Origin of the sequence: Pantoea phyllosphaerae (assembly GCF_051025595.1) — a bacterium.
GTDB lineage: Bacteria > Pseudomonadota > Gammaproteobacteria > Enterobacterales > Enterobacteriaceae > Pantoea.
Genome location: NZ_JBPFDE010000004.1, coordinates 34,609 through 50,471 on the forward strand (window position 1 = coordinate 34,609; position 15,863 = coordinate 50,471).

General features: G+C 56.8%; 14 protein-coding genes. 10 read left to right on the plus strand and 4 right to left on the minus strand.

The genetic code is table 11. From position 1 onward, the window contains the following. Nucleotides 1-17: 17 nt before the first annotated feature. From dnaB to ACR6A7_RS07220, 6 genes are all read left to right on the plus strand, one after another. On the plus strand, nucleotides 18-1,424 hold the full coding sequence (dnaB, locus tag ACR6A7_RS07195; protein WP_033793192.1) for a replicative DNA helicase: 1,407 nt from the start codon (nucleotides 18-20) through the stop codon (nucleotides 1,422-1,424). Between the two features lie 123 nt (nucleotides 1,425-1,547). Continuing rightward, complete coding sequence (locus ACR6A7_RS07200; protein ID WP_434124162.1) at nucleotides 1,548-2,039, plus strand: Lrp/AsnC family transcriptional regulator; 492 nt, start codon at nucleotides 1,548-1,550, stop codon at nucleotides 2,037-2,039. Between the two features lie 241 nt (nucleotides 2,040-2,280). Further along, nucleotides 2,281-2,895, plus strand: a complete 615-nt coding sequence (locus ACR6A7_RS07205) for a YitT family protein (RefSeq protein ID WP_048781400.1) — start codon at nucleotides 2,281-2,283, stop codon at nucleotides 2,893-2,895. Nucleotides 2,896-2,943: 48 nt separating this feature from the next. Beyond that, nucleotides 2,944-4,137 (plus strand): amino acid aminotransferase, encoded by a 1,194-nt coding sequence (locus ACR6A7_RS07210; RefSeq protein ID WP_434124163.1) that lies wholly within the window; start codon nucleotides 2,944-2,946, stop codon nucleotides 4,135-4,137. A 197-nt stretch (nucleotides 4,138-4,334) separates the two neighbouring features. After that, entirely contained in the window at nucleotides 4,335-4,757 is a 423-nt protein-coding gene (locus ACR6A7_RS07215; RefSeq protein ID WP_434124164.1) for a secondary thiamine-phosphate synthase enzyme YjbQ, read from the plus strand. Next, nucleotides 4,754-5,089 (plus strand): MmcQ/YjbR family DNA-binding protein, encoded by a 336-nt coding sequence (locus ACR6A7_RS07220; RefSeq protein WP_434124165.1) that lies wholly within the window; start codon nucleotides 4,754-4,756, stop codon nucleotides 5,087-5,089. The genes ACR6A7_RS07215 and ACR6A7_RS07220 overlap by 4 nt, the downstream gene beginning before the upstream one ends. 38 nt (nucleotides 5,090-5,127) lie before the next feature. Here ACR6A7_RS07220 and ACR6A7_RS07225 read toward each other — a convergent pair whose 3' ends face one another. Together ACR6A7_RS07225 and uvrA are read right to left on the minus strand one after the other, a co-directional pair. Further along, nucleotides 5,128-6,192, minus strand: a complete 1,065-nt coding sequence (locus tag ACR6A7_RS07225; RefSeq protein WP_434124166.1) for an NAD(P)-dependent alcohol dehydrogenase — start codon at nucleotides 6,190-6,192, stop codon at nucleotides 5,128-5,130. Between the two features lie 289 nt (nucleotides 6,193-6,481). Continuing rightward, nucleotides 6,482-9,319, minus strand: coding sequence for an excinuclease ABC subunit UvrA (gene uvrA, locus ACR6A7_RS07230; RefSeq protein WP_434124167.1), 2,838 nt, complete (start codon nucleotides 9,317-9,319; stop codon nucleotides 6,482-6,484). A gap of 226 nt (nucleotides 9,320-9,545) precedes the next feature. Between uvrA and ssb1 the strand changes: the two genes are divergently transcribed. Beyond that, nucleotides 9,546-10,100, plus strand: coding sequence for a single-stranded DNA-binding protein SSB1 (gene ssb1, locus ACR6A7_RS07235; protein ID WP_434124168.1), 555 nt, complete (start codon nucleotides 9,546-9,548; stop codon nucleotides 10,098-10,100). Between the two features lie 141 nt (nucleotides 10,101-10,241). Here ssb1 and ACR6A7_RS07240 read toward each other — a convergent pair whose 3' ends face one another. Next, nucleotides 10,242-10,766 (minus strand): isochorismatase family protein, encoded by a 525-nt coding sequence (locus ACR6A7_RS07240; protein WP_434124169.1) that lies wholly within the window; start codon nucleotides 10,764-10,766, stop codon nucleotides 10,242-10,244. A 126-nt stretch (nucleotides 10,767-10,892) separates the two neighbouring features. Between ACR6A7_RS07240 and ACR6A7_RS07245 the strand changes: the two genes are divergently transcribed. Together ACR6A7_RS07245 and ACR6A7_RS07250 are read left to right on the plus strand one after the other, a co-directional pair. Further along, nucleotides 10,893-11,720 (plus strand): AraC family transcriptional regulator, encoded by an 828-nt coding sequence (locus tag ACR6A7_RS07245; protein ID WP_434124415.1) that lies wholly within the window; start codon nucleotides 10,893-10,895, stop codon nucleotides 11,718-11,720. 80 nt (nucleotides 11,721-11,800) lie between these two features. Further along, a complete protein-coding gene (locus tag ACR6A7_RS07250; protein ID WP_434124416.1) occupies nucleotides 11,801-12,760 on the plus strand; it encodes a DMT family transporter in 960 nt (319 codons plus the stop codon). Between the two features lie 924 nt (nucleotides 12,761-13,684). On the opposite strand, the gene ACR6A7_RS07255 is transcribed toward ACR6A7_RS07250, so the two are convergent. Then, the gene (locus tag ACR6A7_RS07255) at nucleotides 13,685-14,080 is read right to left on the minus strand and encodes a transposase (protein ID WP_033749162.1); all 396 of its coding nucleotides are present in this window, start codon (nucleotides 14,078-14,080) and stop codon (nucleotides 13,685-13,687) included. A gap of 525 nt (nucleotides 14,081-14,605) precedes the next feature. On the opposite strand from ACR6A7_RS07255, the gene ACR6A7_RS07260 reads away from it, so the two are divergent. Next, nucleotides 14,606-15,862, plus strand: coding sequence for an MATE family efflux transporter (locus ACR6A7_RS07260; RefSeq protein WP_434124170.1), 1,257 nt, complete (start codon nucleotides 14,606-14,608; stop codon nucleotides 15,860-15,862). Nucleotide 15,863: the final 1 nt, after the last annotated feature.

Consider the following 15,863-nt stretch of genomic DNA (forward strand, 5'->3'; position numbering starts at 1 on the left):
TCGGTATTGCATTCACTATGGCAGGAAATAAACCCACCAACAAATCGAACGACACGCCCGACCGGCAGCTGGAAGGTATTAAAATGCCGCCGCATTCGATTGAAGCGGAGCAGTCGGTGCTGGGTGGGTTGATGCTGGATAACGAGCGCTGGGACAACGTTTCCGAGCGCGTCGTGGCGGAAGATTTCTTCAACCGCTCGCACCGCCTGATCTTTTCCGAGATGCAGCGTCTGCTGGAAGCGGGCCAGCCCATCGACCTGATCACGCTCTCCGAGTCGCTGGAAACGCGCGGTGAGCTGGAGATGGCGGGCGGGTTCGCCTATCTGGCGGAGCTGGCGAAAAATACCCCCAGCGCGGCGAACATTGGCGCCTATGCGGATATCGTGCGCGAACGCGCGGTGGTACGCGAAATGATCTCGGTAGCGAATCAGATTGCCGACGCCGGTTACGATCCGCAGGGACGTAACAGCGACGAACTGCTCGACTTCGCGGAGTCCAACGTCTTTAAAATCGCCGAGTCGCGCGCCAGCAAAGATGAAGGGCCGAAGAACATCCAGGAGGTGCTGGAAGCTACGGTTTCGCGTATCGAATCCCTGGTCTCGACGCCGCACGACGGCGTGACCGGCGTCGACACCGGCTATCAGGACCTGAATAAAAAGACCGCCGGCCTGCAGCCGTCGGATCTGATTATCGTCGCGGCGCGACCGTCGATGGGTAAAACCACTTTCGCCATGAACCTGTGCGAAAACGCCGCCATGCTGCACGACAAGCCGGTGCTGATCTTCAGTCTGGAGATGCCCAGCGAGCAGATCATGATGCGTATGCTGGCGTCGCTGTCGCGCGTGGATCAGACGCGCATCCGTACCGGCCAGCTTGACGATGAAGACTGGGCGCGTATCTCCGGCACCATGGGCATCCTGCTGGAGAAGAAAAATATGTATATCGACGACTCCTCCGGCCTGACGCCGACCGAAGTACGCTCGCGCGCGCGACGCGTCTTCCGCGAAAACGGCGGGCTGAGCATGATCATGATCGACTACCTGCAGCTGATGCGCGTGCCGTCGCTCTCCGACAACCGTACGCTGGAGATCGCCGAAATCTCTCGCTCGCTTAAGGCGCTGGCGAAAGAGCTCAACGTGCCGGTAGTGGCGCTGTCGCAGCTCAACCGCTCGCTGGAGCAGCGCGCCGATAAGCGTCCGGTCAACTCCGACCTGCGTGAATCTGGCTCTATCGAGCAGGACGCCGACCTGATTATGTTTATCTACCGCGACGAGGTTTACCATGAAAACAGCGATCTTAAAGGCATCGCCGAGATTATTCTGGGTAAACAGCGTAACGGCCCTATCGGTACGGTGCGCCTGACCTTTAACGGCCAGTGGTCGCGCTTCGACAACTATGCCGGTCCGGCTTACGACGACGAATAACCCCTTCTGTCGGCATGCACGATCTGTGCATGCTGCCTCGCATCATCAGAAAATAGTGTTGGACAACCCCGCCGTTAATCAGGTTATCTGTATTACAGCGCACGATTACGCACTGGAAGCAGCATGACTCATGTAGATGATTACGATCTGAAAATCCTGACCTTATTGCAGTCTAACGGCCGCCTGACCAACCAGGAGCTGAGCGATTTAGTGGGCCTGTCGGCTTCGCAATGTTCGCGTCGCCGCATTAACCTTGAACAGGCGAATTTGATCCTCGGCTATCATGCGCGTCTGTCGCCTGATGCGGTTGGACTGGGCATGGTGGGTCTGATTGAGGTGCGGCTGATTAACCACACCGCCGAATACGTTGACAGCTTTCACCGCATGGTTGAGCAAGAAGAGGCGATTGTCGACGCCTACAAAACCACCGGCGACGCCGATTACCTGCTGAAAGTCGCCGTAGCGGATCTCGCTTCGCTGAGCGCGCTGATAAGCCAACTGGTGGCGGGCCATCAAAGCGTGTCGCATGTAAAAACCTCGGTGGTGCTGGGGCGCCTGAAAGAGAACGGGCTGATGATGGCGCCAGCGCACAAAATGCGCCAAAAAAGTGCATGATGTGCTTAATTGGTGCAGCCGTGCGCCAGATAATGCAAAAAATATGCGTCGAAATTCGAATTTGTGCATGAATTGACGGTTTATCCGCAAGGCGTGCACAAAAACAAGCAACAAAAGCGCCTTAGTTATCAACTGGATAATTACTTGCACCTGCCGAAGGCGACTCAACGCTGACGGCATGGTGCGTTTTTTGCATCTTAAGGCCACGCTTTATTTCGCTGAGAGTGCAATAAGATTTCCTATGGATAACGTCGTAGAACCTACCCGCATCCCCCATTCGCGTATCGAAGACGCGCTGGCCATTCTGCTCGGCACGCTGATGGTCTCCTTCGGCGTCATAATGCTGAAGCAAGCGGGCGCGCTAACCGGCAGCACCGCCGGCATCGCCTTCCTGATCAGCTACCTGTCGCCGCTCTCGTTCGGCAGCGCCTTTTTCCTGATCAACCTGCCGTTTTACTGGCTTGCAGTGCGCCGCATGGGTTGGGAATTCACGCTGAAAACCTTCTGCGCGGTGGGGCTGGTGTCGCTCTTTACCCATCTGCATCCGCTCTTTGTCCACTTTTCCGCGCTCAATCCCTTTTATGCGACACTGTTCGGTAACGTAATCATGGGCATTGGGTTTATAGTGTTGTTTCGTCATAAAGCCAGCCTGGGCGGGATCAATATCCTGGCGCTGTGGCTGCAGGATCGCATTGGGCTGCGCGCCGGCAAACTGCAAATGGCTGTCGATACCTGCGTCGTGCTGGCGTCGCTGTTCGTCGTCAGCGGGCCGATGCTGCTGGCGTCGGTCGCGGGCGCAGTGATCCTTAACCTGATTATCGCCATGAACCATCGTCCCGGACGGTACATGGTTTAATGCTGCATACACCTCTGATTTTTAAGACCACACATGGAGATCTGCACCGTGTTTCAAAACGTTGATGCCTACGCCGGCGATCCGATTCTGTCGCTAATGGAAACCTTTAAACAGGATCCGCGCACGAATAAAGTGAATCTCAGCATCGGCCTCTACTACGACGAGCAGGGCATTATTCCTCAGCTGCAGGCGGTCGCCGCCGCAGAAGAGCAGCTCAAGGCCGAGCCGCAGCAGGCGTCGCTCTATCTGCCGATGGAAGGCCTCAACGCGTACCGCAACGCCATTGCGCCGCTGCTGTTCGGCGCTGAACACCCGATGCTGAAGGCGGGCCGTATCGCGTCGATTCAGACGCTGGGCGGCTCCGGCGCGCTGAAAGTCGGCGCGGATTTCCTCAAGCGCTACTTCCCAAACTCCGGTGTCTGGGTCAGCGATCCGACCTGGGATAACCATGTGGCGATCTTCAACGGCGCAGGTTTCGAGGTTAAGAGCTATCCGTGGTACGACGCCGAGACCCACGGCGTAAAATTCGACGCCTTCCTCGCCGCGCTGAAAGCGCTGCCGAAGCAGAGCATCGTGCTGCTGCACCCCTGCTGCCATAACCCGACCGGCGCCGACCTCACTGACGCGCAGTGGGATCAAACCGTTGAGGTACTGAAGGCGCAGGAGCTGATCCCGTTCCTCGATATCGCCTACCAGGGCTTCGGCGCGGGTATGGAAGCGGACGCCTATGCTATTCGCGCTATCGCCGCCGCAGGTCTGCCGGCGCTGGTCAGCAACTCCTTCTCGAAAATCTTTTCGCTCTATGGCGAACGCGTCGGCGGCCTCTCTATCGTGTGTGACAGCGCCGAAGAGGCGGGACGCGTGCTGGGCCAGCTGAAAGCCACGGTGCGTCGCAACTACTCCAGCCCGCCGAACTTCGGCGCGCAGGTGGTGGCGCGCGTCCTCAACGATGATGCCCTGAAAGCGAACTGGCTGGCGGAAGTCGAGGCGATGCGCCTGCGTATTATCGCCATGCGCAAAACGCTGGTGGACGTGCTCAGCACCGCGCTGCCTGGCAAAAACTTCGACTACCTGCTGAAGCAGCGCGGCATGTTTAGCTACACGGGCCTGAGCGCGCAGCAGGTTGATCGGCTGCGTGAAGAGTTCGGCATCTATCTGGTGGGCAGCGGCCGTATCTGCGTCGCCGGACTAAACAGCAATAACGTGCAGCAGGTCGCGCAGGCGTTTGCCGCCGTGATGTGATCTCTCCAGGCGGGAGAGGGGCCGAGCAGGCAGGGATGCCGAGTTTGCGTCTTTGCCATCTGCCTCTGACACCCGCATCCCTGTGCTGTTTCACAGGCAAACCGTCCGCTCAGGCTGACGGTTTTTTTTCGCCTTCAGGTTTACCTTTTCGCGACTTATTGCACACTTAAACGGTGTAACCAACTCAGGAATAAGGCATGTGGCATCAACAAACGCTCACGCTCGGTGAGAAATCACGCGGTTTTCATCTGGTCACTGACGAGATCGTCGGCCAAATTCCGGCGCTGGCTCAGGTACAGATTGGCCTGCTGCACCTGCTGCTGCAGCATACCTCAGCGTCGCTGACGCTGAATGAAAACTGCGATCCCACGGTGCGCAGCGATATGGAAAACCATTTTATGCGCCAGGTTCCGGAAGCGACGTCTTACCAACATGACTATGAAGGCCGCGACGATATGCCGGCCCATATTAAATCCTCCACGCTTGGCGTATCGCTGCTGCTGCCGGTTCAGCGCGGCAGGCTGGTGCTGGGCACCTGGCAGGGCATCTGGTTAGGGGAACACCGCATCCACGGCGGCGCGCGGCGCATTGTCGCCACTTTACAAGGGGAGTCGAAATGAATACGTCAGATCTGCTGACTTACTGTATGAGCAAACCGGACGCGGAGCAGAGCGTCCACAGCGACTGGAAAGCGACGCAAATTAAAAGCGGCGGGGTGCTGTTCGCCATGGTGCATGAGATTGAGGGGCGTCCGGCGGTGTCGCTGAAAACGACGCCTGCGCTGGCGGACTTGCTGCGTGAGGAGCACAGCGACGTCTTCCCAAGCGAGCATCTTAATAAGACACACTGGAGCACGCTGCTGCTGGACGGATCGCTGAAAGATTCGCAGATCTACTATCTGGTGGATGCCTCTTATCAGCAGGCTGGCACGACCCGCGCGGCGGGCGTCTAAAAGAGGCGCACGGCCTGAAGCCGCGCGCCGGGTGTCGCTTACGCTGCCGCTTCGTCGCGCAGCGTATTGATATCGATAACAAAGCGGTACTTCACGTCGCTTTTCAGCATACGCTCATAGGCGTCGTTGATCTGATTCATCGCAATCAGTTCGATATCAGACGTAATGCCGTGCTTGCCGCAGAAATCGAGCATCTCCTGCGTTTCGGCGATGCCGCCGATCAGCGAGCCGGCGATGCTGCGGCGCTTCATGATCAGGTTAAATACCTGCGGCGCCGGGTGATCGTGCTCCGGCGCGCCGACCAGCGTCATATTGCCGTCGCGCTTGAGCAGGGCGATAAAGGGGTTGAGATCGTGCTGCGCCGCCACGGTATTCAGGATGAAATCGAAGCTGTTGGCGTGCTGCGCCATCTGATCCGCATCTTTCGAGATCACCACTTCATCCGCGCCCAGGCGCTTGCCGTCTTCGATTTTTGACGGCGAGGTGGTGAACAGCACCACATGCGCGCCCATCGCGTGCGCAATTTTCACGCCCATATGGCCCAGGCCGCCCAGGCCGACGATACCGACTTTTTTGCCCGGACCGACGTTCCAGTGGCGCAGCGGCGAATAGGTGGTGATGCCGGCGCACAGCAGCGGCGCGACGCCTGCCAGATCCAGATTTTCCGGCACGCGCAGCACGAAGTTTTCATCAACCACCACCGCCGTTGAGTAACCGCCGTAGGTGACGTCGCCGGTTTCGCGATCCTGGCCGTTATAGGTGCCGACAAAGCCGACTTCGCAATATTGCTCCAGCCCTTCCTGACAGCTCGGACAGCTGCGGCAGGAGTCGACCATACAGCCGACGCCAACCAGATCGCCAACGTTATATTTGCTGGCGTGGCTGCCGACAGCGGTCACGCGGCCAACGATTTCATGTCCCGGCACGACCGGAAAAAGGGTGTTTTTCCACTCGTTGCGGGCCTGATGCAGGTCAGAGTGACAAACGCCACAGAACAACACGTCAATCTGTACATCATGCGCGCGCAGCTCGCGCGGTTTGTAATCGAACGGCGCCAGTGGGGATTTCGCGTCCTGAGCAGCATAGGCGTGCGTAATATTCATGGTGTCTCCAGGTTCGTTGTGTCGTGAATAGCGTTTTGAGTTCGGCGCGCAAAGCGCCGCGGTAAGAGGGCGCAGCCAGCAGGGCGCGCCAGTGAGAACCGTTAAAAGAATAGTGACAGAAGGCCAGCGCGGCTATGCCTATACATGCCTGAATCTTGCCTGATTCTGTTTTTATCGGAGGGAATATGCAGAAAAAAGGCCCGCTTGCGGCGGGCCTGAGAGGAGCGGTATAGGCTATGCGGGACGCTTCGCTTTTCGCTCTACGCCAGCCGCTCGCAGGAAATGTAAGCTAGGCGCTCTTTTTCGCCAGCAGCGGCTTCAGGAAGCGCGCGGTATGCGATTTCTCGCACTCCGCTACCGTTTCCGGCGTGCCTGCAACGAGGATCTCGCCGCCGCCACTGCCGCCTTCCGGGCCGAGATCGACAATCCAGTCCGCCGTTTTGATCACGTCAAGGTTATGCTCAATCACCACGATGGTATTGCCCTGGTTGCGCAGCTGATGCAGCACCTCCAGCAGCTGGGCGATATCGGCGAAGTGCAGGCCAGTGGTCGGCTCATCCAGAATGTAGAGCGTCTGGCCGGTGCCGCGTTTCGACAGCTCGCGTGCCAGCTTGACGCGCTGTGCTTCGCCGCCGGAAAGCGTCGTCGCTGACTGACCGAGACGAATATAGGAGAGCCCGACGTCCATCAGGGTCTGCAGCTTGCGCGCCAGCGCCGGAACGGCGTCAAAGAACTCGCGCGCCTCTTCGATGGTCATCTCCAGCACTTCGTGGATGCTCTTGCCCTTGTACTTAATCTCCAGCGTCTCGCGGTTATAGCGCTTGCCTTTGCACTGGTCGCAGGGCACGTAGATATCGGGCAGGAAGTGCATCTCGACCTTCAGCACGCCGTCGCCCTGGCAGGCTTCGCAGCGGCCGCCGCGCACGTTAAAGCTAAAGCGGCCCGGATTGTAGCCACGCGAACGCGCTTCCGGCACGCCCGCAAACAGCTCGCGCACCGGCGTAAAGATGCCGGTGTAGGTCGCCGGGTTGGAGCGGGGCGTACGGCCGATTGGGCTCTGGTCGATATCGATCACTTTGTCGAAATGCTCAAGCCCGTTAATCTCGCGGTAGGGCGCCGCTTCACCGGTGGTCGCACCGTTCAGGTGGCGCTGCGCAATCGGGAACAGCGTATCGTTGATCAGCGTCGATTTGCCCGAGCCGGAGACGCCAGTGATACAGGTAAACAGGCCGACCGGCAGCGTCAGCGTCACATCTTTCAGGTTGTTGCCGCGCGCGCCGCTGAGCTTCAGCGTTTTAGTCGGATCGCCTTTCACGCGCTCCTGCGGCACGGCAATCTCGCGCTTGCCGCTAAGGAACTGGCCGGTCAGCGACGCTTCCACCGCCATGATCTCGTGCACCGATCCTTCCGCCACGACCTGGCCGCCGTGCACGCCAGCGCCAGGGCCGATATCGATCACGTGGTCCGCCGCGCGAATGGCATCTTCGTCATGCTCAACCACAATCACGGTATTGCCGAGATCGCGCAGGTGGATCAGGGTGCTGAGCAGGCGCTCGTTGTCGCGCTGATGCAGGCCGATTGACGGCTCATCCAGTACATACATCACGCCCACCAGCCCGGCGCCGATCTGGCTCGCCAGACGGATACGCTGCGCTTCACCGCCGGAAAGCGTCTCCGCGGAGCGCGACATCGACAGGTAGTTCAGGCCGACGTTCACCAGGAAGCTCAGGCGGTCGCCAATCTCCTTCAGCACCTTCTCCGCGATTTTGGCGCGCTGGCCGCTCAGCTTCAGGTTGCGGAAGAAATCCATCGCGTGGCCGATGCTCATATCAGAGATGGTCGGCAGATTGGTGTTCTCGACAAACACGTGGCGCGCTTCGCGACGCAGGCGGGTGCCCTCGCAGCTGGCGCAGGCGCGGTTGCTGATGAACTTCGCCAGATCCTCGCGCACTGCGGTGGATTCCGTCTCTTTATAGCGGCGCTCCATATTGTGCAGCACGCCTTCAAACGGATGGCGACGTACTGAGGTATCGCCGCGGTCGTTAATGTACTTAAACTCGATGTTCTCTTTGCCAGAGCCGTAAAGAATCACCTGCCGCGCTTTATCGCTCAGGGTATTGAACGGCGCTTCGACGTCGAAATTGAGGTGCTCGGCCAGCGAACGCAGCATCTGGAAATAGTAGAAGTTGCGGCGATCCCAGCCGCGGATGGCGCCGCCGGCCAGCGACAGCTCACCGTTCTGCACCACGCGGTCAGGATCGAAATATTGCTGTACGCCCAGGCCGTCACAGGTCGGGCAGGCGCCTGCCGGGTTGTTAAACGAGAAGAGGCGTGGCTCCAGCTCGCGCATGCTGTAGCCGCAGATGGGGCAGGCGAAATTAGCGGAGAAGAGCAGCTCTTCCGCGTTCGGGTCGTCCATATCGGCGACAATTGCCGTGCCGCCGGAAAGCTCCAGCGTGGTTTCGAAGGATTCGGCGAGACGCGTCGCCAGATCCTCGCGCACCTTGAAGCGATCAATTACCACTTCGATGGTGTGCTTTTTCTGCAGCTCCAGCTTCGGCGGATCGGAGAGATCGCACACTTCTCCGTCGATCCGCGCGCGAATGTAGCCCTGCGCCGCCAGGTTCTCCAGCGTTTTGGTGTGCTCACCTTTGCGATCTTTCACCACCGGCGCCAGCAGCATCAAGCGTCGCCCCTCATCCTGCGCCAGCACATTGTCCACCATCTGGCTGACGGTTTGCGCCGCCAGCGGCACGTCATGATCCGGGCAGCGCGGCTCGCCGACGCGGGCGAACAGCAGACGCAGATAGTCGTGGATCTCGGTGATGGTGCCGACCGTCGAGCGCGGGTTGTGTGAGGTGGACTTCTGCTCGATAGAGATCGCGGGCGACAGACCTTCAATATGGTCGACGTCCGGCTTCTCCATCAAGGAGAGAAACTGACGCGCATAGGCAGAGAGCGACTCTACGTAGCGGCGCTGACCTTCCGCATAGAGCGTATCAAACGCCAGAGAGGACTTGCCGGAGCCTGAGAGGCCGGTGACCACTATGAGTTTGTCGCGAGGGATGATCAGGTTGATGTTTTTCAAATTATGGGTGCGGGCACCACGAACTTCGATCTTATCCATTCACCTTTCCCGGATTGAGCAGCACGCCGCGTGTCTTGCGGACACGATTAGCGTAAACAGGGTATTATGGCACAAAAAATAGACTGATTAAATATCCAGTATTTTTTGCATTTTGGGTGTAAAATGAGCGCTTCTGCGAGACGGCTCGAAAGTGGGAACGCCTGGCAGGACGTGGTAGAATTGATCGTTTAGACTCTTAAGTATCAACTCATCGGGAGAGAGCAACATGGCCAGTCGTGGCGTAAATAAAGTGATTCTTGTCGGGAATCTGGGTCAGGATCCGGAAGTGCGCTACATGCCGAATGGTGGCGCGGTTGCCAACATTACGCTGGCCACGTCGGAAAGCTGGCGTGACAAGCAGACCGGTGAAAACAAAGAGATTACCGAGTGGCACCGTGTGGTGCTCTTCGGCAAGCTGGCGGAAGTCGCTGGCGAATATCTGCGTAAAGGCTCGCAGGTGTATATTGAAGGCCAGCTGCGTACCCGTAAATGGCAGGATCAGAGCGGCCAGGATCGTTATACCACCGAAGTAGTGGTTAACGTTGGCGGCACCATGCAGATGCTGGGCGGCCGTCAGCAGGGCGGCGCCAGCGCAGGCGGCGCGCCGATGGGCGGCGGTCAGCAGAGCGGCGGCAACAACAACGGCTGGGGCCAGCCGCAGCAGCCGCAGGGCGGCAATCAGTTCAGCGGCGGCGCACAGTCGCGCCCGCAACCGCAGAGCGCGCCGGCGAGCAACAACAGCGAACCGCCGATGGATTTCGACGACGACATCCCGTTCTGATTGTTGCGCCATCGCATCACAATCGCAGGCCCCGTTTACGCGGGGCTTTTTTTCGCCTCTTTAAACGGCGGCAAAACCGCTATCGTCAGCCTCATCTAAACCGCAGCACAGCGCCTGCGGGAATCGCCCGGCAAAATGGAGCTAATCAGCCCATCGGGTTAATATGTCTGCCGTGCTGACAACCTGCGGCACATTTCCCGGCAGAGACAAACCTGCCCACACCTCATTGTGTTGCCCAATCAGCTGCTCCGCACTGGCGTAGGTGCGATCCGCCGTGGTGTGCGCATCGGCGGCGACGGTAATGCGATAGCCTGAGCCCGCGCCGACTTTAACGGTGGTATCGACACAGTAATCACTCGCGCAGCCGCAAATCACAAAACTATCGACGCCGAGCTGCGCCAGCACGGTGGCCAGTTCGGTTTGCCAGAAGCTGTCGCAGGCGGTCTTCGTCACGTAAAGCGAACTCGCCGGCTGGCGCAGCTCCGGCAGCAGTTCAAACGCCTCGGTGCCTGGCTGCATCTCGCCTTCACGGTGAGTGATGAAGATTGCCCGGTCGGCTGCGTCCGTCAGTTGATTGATGCGCGCGACACGTCCGGCGCGATCGAAGCGCGGCGTGGCGAAAACGCCGTTTTGCATATCGACAATGACAAGCACTCGCTGGGCCATCTTCTTTCTCCTTGTGAACGGTGCGCTTCAGTGTCAACCAGCCGTGGCGAAAGAGCAAAACTCTTTTGCAATTCGCCAGCTTTCGCTGGCATGCTGAAAGCCTGTCTGGTTAACGAGGAGATTAAGGTGGAGGGCGTTCCGGCTATTTTTCCCTGCGAAAAAGATCGCGCGCAGTTTCGCCAGTTTGCCGAGCTGCCAGGCGTAGAACTCTACCAGGCGCATATCACCCGCTATGCTTTTGAGCCGCATACGCATGAGGCTTTCGGCATCGGCACTATTGAGGCAGGCGCGCAGCGATTTCGCTATCGCGGTGCGCAGTACACGGCGCCGACCCATTCGCTGGTCATGATGAATCCCGATGAGCTGCACACCGGCGAGTCCGCCTGCGACGAGGGCTGGCGTTACCAGATGATCTATATCCAGCCAGATGAAATGGCGCAGCTCACCGGCGACCGCGGCTGGTGGTTCAGCGATGCGCTGCGCACCGATCCGCATCTGGCACGGCCGCTGTCGCAGACGCTGTCGGCGCTGTGGCTGGCCGATAGTCCACTGGCGCGGCAAAGCCTGCTGGGCGAAGTGCTGGCACAGCTGCGACCGCTGGCGCGCATGGCGCAAAAAGGCAAAGAAGAGGGGAGGCACCGCTTTGACCAGGTGCGCGATTATCTGCGCGACAATCTGGCCGAGCCGGTGAGGCTGGAAGAGCTGGCTTTGCTGGCAGGGCTCTCGCCGTGGCATTTCCTGCGCGCCTTCCGCGCCCACTTTCATGTGACACCGCATCAGATGCTGATGGCCTATCGGCTATATGAAGCCAAGCTGCTGCTGGCGCGCGGGCTGTCGGCCGCCAGCGTGGCGGCGAACGTCGGCCTGAGCGACCAGGCGCATCTCACCCGCGCCTTCGCCCAGCGTTACGGCATTACGCCGGTGCGCTATCAAAAACAGGTGCGCAGCGCTTAGGGCGAACCGCAATCTGCTACAAGATTTTTCCCTGCTTTTTCCGCCACACTTCCTGAAGCGCTTTAATAAAGGAAGAGATGATGTTAGCTGGCGTGTTGTTTGCCCTTGCCGCAGGGCTGATGTGGGGACTGATATTTGTTGGGCCGCTGCTGGTACCGGACTATCCTGGCGCGCTGCAGTCTGCCGGACGCTATGTCGCGTTTGGTCTGATCGCGCTGCCGCTCGCCTGGCTGGATCGCCGTCGCCTGCGTAAGCTGCTGCCTTCTGACTGGCGCGAAGCGCTAAAGCTGTCGCTGGTGGGCAACCTTCTTTATTACTCTTTGCTCGCCAGCGCGATTCAGCGCACCGGCGCGCCGGTATCCACCATGATTATCGGCACGCTGCCGGTGGTGATGGCGATTACCGCCAACCTTCTTTACGGCCATCTGGAAGGACGCCTGGCCTGGCGTCGGCTGGCGCCTGCATTACTGGCGATCTTCGCCGGTCTGGCGTGCGTTAATATCGCCGAGCTGCGCGGGCAGGAGGGCGAGTGGGATTTAACCCGCTACCTGAGCGGCATCGCGCTGGCGGTGCTGGCGGTGGCGTGCTGGACCTGGTATCCGCTGCGCAACGCGCGCTGGCTGCGCACCCATCCGCAGCATAAGCCATCCACCTGGGCGACAGCGCAGGGGATCGTGACGCTGCCGCTGGCGCTGATGATGTATGCGCTGGTCAGCGCCCAGCTGGCGTGGCAGCAGCCGAACTTTACGCTGCCGTTTGGCCCGCAGCCGCAGCGGTTTCTGCCGCTGATGCTGATGATTGGCCTGCTCTGCTCCTGGCTCGGCACCCTGTGCTGGAATGCTGCCAGCCAGCGACTGCCGACGGTTTTCATGGGGCCGCTTATCGTCTTCGAAACCTTGTCCGGCCTGCTGTGGACCTTTATCTGGCGGCAAAGCTGGCCACCGCTGCTGACGCTGAGCGGTATTTTCTGTCTGATCCTCGGCGTGATTTGGGCGATGCGCATCAAGCCTGAGCCGCTGTTGGCTTCGATTGAACATTAATTCCCCGGACAGCCCCCTCTTTAACAGACGCTGACCCGTTGATTTCACCCCGTTTTAAGAATAATACGCAGAGCGGAGCGGCAAAATTTGCCGCTCTTTTGCTATTAAATCGCTAAAGCCGCCGCGTGCAGCGTAATAAAAAGCGATCCCGATCTCATTTTTCTCTCTTCTGAACGCGCACTTAACGCCTTTTTCCAGTCGTTATCACCTCTTCCGAACGGCCCTGTTTCATTCTAAACAGGCCTTAAAGCCTTAATCAGTGGCGAACAATTCGCCATTTTGCTGCATATTTATCTTTTGCCGGTGCGTTTTTATTGGTGTTTGGCCCTGAGAATAGCGTCTGATAAACCACCTTTTTTTCCAGAAAGAGGATGGCTATTAAGAATAATTCCCGATGAGAAAATTTACGAAACTTTAGCTTTGGCGATCTTTAGGCTGAATAATCTTATATGATTTGGCATCCGGATAAGAAAAGCGATAAGCACTGATAAACCATTTAGCCAGGAAAAATCCTGGCATTTTTTTACCGCTCCGCTTATTCAGAGTTGATTAAATATTCTCCACTGGATGCAAACTTAGTGCCAGCCTATGTTGAAGTAAAAACGGCTGCTATCAGAAAATCTGTTCAACGCGGCTTACTGGAAAAAGAGGATTTTAGCGCCGTGCATTAACATGCCTGATGCAAAGCAGGAAGCACCAATCTCATCGAAATGAGATTGGGCAAGAGGAGAAGTAGCGAGAAATGCGAGACTTTTGCTGGTGTTTATCAAAATTACCGTAAAAAATGAAAATCGATCCGGCTGCAAATCCATCAGGAATGCATGGAGCGAAAATTAAAGCCACGAATGGTATCTTAAAGTGTCATCATCTCTTCTGGTAAGAACAATCTCAGCGCTATGTCAGTTTACAGCAGTATTATTGGTTTTATCGATTTTCCGAACCTGATGGATAGTGATAAACGCTGCGGCTAATATCGAGCAGGCGGCAGCTGCGGCGCGTGCCGATGTCGAACGTGCTCTGCAGAAAGTTGACCGCCTGACGCTTCTCGTTGGTAGTAAAGAAGTTCTTCAATACGCTTTGCAGCATCTCCTTATCTGAGTTGAGCGTTTGCAGCTCGCGGGTAAGTGTTTGTAGTTTATCTTCTAACTCTTTGATTCTTCTTCCTTCTTCCGAAGACAGGCCGGAGAATTTCTTTTTCCAGCTATAGAAGGTGGCCTCAGAGATCCCCAGCTCGTCACAAATCTCCCTGACTTTAACCCCTGATTCAGAAGCTTTAATGGCATTTGTGATTTGCTCTTCGCTATATCGTGACTTTCTCATAAATGCTCTTACCTTTCTTATCGATTAATGGATGAGATGTACTGTATTAATATCTGGCACTGTAAATAAACTATTAATGCAGTATTAAAGTGCGCGATTAGAATTGCGTAGGTTAAATTAAGATATTTAGAATAAATATCATCATGGGATAAATCTTATTTTATTCTTATCCGATGGGCGCACCTTCCTGGTGGGGGATTTTTGTTATAGATTCTTCCCATCCCAAATACGAAAAATTTCTACGTACATTTGATATTTAGCACAACGTACTTGCTAAATTCACAGGGAAATGACTTACGAATGGGTTCTGTTTTCATCGTGAAATCGATTCCAGTTTTGCCATTCTGAGCCAAATTTAATCAGAATTATCCTGAAAAAATTCACCGAATCGTGTTCTGATTCTCATTTTTCGGACCAGCCTGGTTTGAAATCTTTAAATAACGCCAGGCCCACTGAGCGCTTGTTAATTCGTTACAGGGACGTTGTACCGAAGCGGTTGAAGTAAGTAATGCAAAGGATGAGTCAATGAAATTAAGCGTAATGTCTAATGCCGCCTGGATGATGTCTGAGAAGATCGTCTCGGTTTTTGGCGTCATATTTGTGACCTCCTACGTGGCGAAATCATTCGGGCCAACCGTATTTGGTCAGATGGCGTTTTCTACCTCTTTATTTTCAATGGTCCAGACCGTCGCCATCTTCGGTACCGAAACTATCTTGTTTAAGCGGATCAGCAAAAGCGCGCCGAAGGGGCTGCGTCTGATGAACGTAGCGCGCACGCTGCGCATGATTTTGCTGTTGGTCACCGCGGTACCGGTGCTGGCCTGGGTGTGGTTTACCATGCCGCAAAATTTTCTGGCGTTCACGCTGGCGTCGTTCGTCGCTTCGGTATTCGTGACGCAGGATACCTTCAGCGTTTACAACAACGCGCGCCTCGCTTCCCGGCTCAATACCGTGGCGAACTCGCTCGGCATGCTGCTGAGCTTCACCATTAGCTTCGTTATCGCCTGGCTGCGTCTGAATCCGGCATGGCTGACGCTCTCTATCGTGGCCGTGACGCTGGTGCCTTACGTTATCAAGCGATACAACTTTTACCGCGAAGCGCAGGATATTGCGCCGCCGCAGGAGAAACGCAGCGCCTATCTGCGCTATCTGATGTACGCCGGGTTGCCGCTGGCGATCTCCAGCATCTTTATTTCAGTACAGGTAAAAGCGGCGCAGATGTTCTTAGCCGGCATCGCGTCGGCAAGCGACCTCGGGCTCTTTGCGGCGGCCAATACGATTGCGGCTTCGTGGATTTTTATCCCCGTGGCGCTCATAACTTCATGCTTCACTGAAATCTTCAGAGAACGCGGCGAAGTGGCTATTAAGCTGGCAGCGCGGCTTAACGGCTATGTCATGGGAGTTTCACTGATGATGCTGCTGGTTATCGCGCTGTTCGGCGAGAAAATCATCATCGCTTTGTACGGTTCAGAATACACACAGTCAGGAAGTCTCATTACGTTGTTGTCAATGGCGACCTGTTTCTCCGCTATGGGCACCGTAGCCTACCGCTACATGGTGAAAGAGGGTGGTTTCAACTATCTGTTGAAGAAAATCATCTGCCTGATGGTTATCAGCCTGCCGCTTTCATGGTGGCTGATCCAGGGCTACGGCATTATGGGCGCCGCATGGAGCGTCTTCGTGTCGGAACTCTTGTCCCTCACCGTAATGAATTACTTCTTCAAAAACGGCGTCATTCAAAGAATTCAGGTTTCCTCACTCAACTACAAAACCTACAAATGAG

Excerpts from the sequence above, each read along its gene's own strand:
- dnaB (WP_033793192.1), top strand. The coding sequence starts at position 18 with ATGGCAGGAAATAAACCCACCAACAAATCGAACGACACGCCCGACCGG.
- ACR6A7_RS07200 (WP_434124162.1), top strand. The coding sequence starts at position 1,548 with ATGACTCATGTAGATGATTACGATCTGAAAATCCTGACCTTATTGCAG.
- ACR6A7_RS07205 (WP_048781400.1), top strand. The coding sequence starts at position 2,281 with ATGGATAACGTCGTAGAACCTACCCGCATCCCCCATTCGCGTATCGAA.
- ACR6A7_RS07215 (WP_434124164.1), top strand. The coding sequence starts at position 4,335 with ATGTGGCATCAACAAACGCTCACGCTCGGTGAGAAATCACGCGGTTTT.
- ACR6A7_RS07220 (WP_434124165.1), top strand. The coding sequence starts at position 4,754 with ATGAATACGTCAGATCTGCTGACTTACTGTATGAGCAAACCGGACGCG.
- ACR6A7_RS07225 (WP_434124166.1), bottom strand. The coding sequence starts at position 6,192 with ATGAATATTACGCACGCCTATGCTGCTCAGGACGCGAAATCCCCACTG.
- uvrA (WP_434124167.1), bottom strand. The coding sequence starts at position 9,319 with ATGGATAAGATCGAAGTTCGTGGTGCCCGCACCCATAATTTGAAAAAC.
- ssb1 (WP_434124168.1), top strand. The coding sequence starts at position 9,546 with ATGGCCAGTCGTGGCGTAAATAAAGTGATTCTTGTCGGGAATCTGGGT.
- ACR6A7_RS07240 (WP_434124169.1), bottom strand. The coding sequence starts at position 10,766 with ATGGCCCAGCGAGTGCTTGTCATTGTCGATATGCAAAACGGCGTTTTC.
- ACR6A7_RS07250 (WP_434124416.1), top strand. The coding sequence starts at position 11,801 with ATGTTAGCTGGCGTGTTGTTTGCCCTTGCCGCAGGGCTGATGTGGGGA.
- ACR6A7_RS07255 (WP_033749162.1), bottom strand. The coding sequence starts at position 14,080 with ATGAGAAAGTCACGATATAGCGAAGAGCAAATCACAAATGCCATTAAA.
- ACR6A7_RS07260 (WP_434124170.1), top strand. The coding sequence starts at position 14,606 with ATGAAATTAAGCGTAATGTCTAATGCCGCCTGGATGATGTCTGAGAAG.